The organism is Gilvimarinus sp. 1_MG-2023 (genome assembly GCF_030548285.1).
In genome coordinates this window covers 1-252 of the sequence record NZ_JAUOSC010001344.1, presented here as the reverse complement: position 1 = coordinate 252, position 252 = coordinate 1, and the positions used below count along the sequence as shown (strand labels likewise).

1 protein-coding gene is annotated in these 252 nt (G+C 53.6%); it reads left to right on the top strand.

The window, feature by feature from the left end; translation table 11 throughout:
• On the top strand, window positions 1–252 hold a 252-nt coding region (gene rbfA, locus Q4563_RS21215), incomplete at both ends, for a 30S ribosome-binding factor RbfA (protein ID WP_303605933.1).

Below are 252 nucleotides of genomic sequence, written 5' to 3'. Positions count from 1 at the left end.
ATGAAAGATCCGCGCCTGGGAATGGTGACTTTGAATGACGTGCGGGTGGCTAAGGATCTCGGCTATGCCGATATCTATTTCACCGTGATGGGTGCCAAGGGAGAAACCGATCAGGAAATCCAGGCACAGACCGTCGCCATTTTAAATGACGCCGCCGGTTATCTGCGCTCCGAACTGGCCCGTATTCTGACGACTCGTGTGACGCCGATGTTACGTTTCCACTATGATGAAAGCATGGATCGGGGACACCAC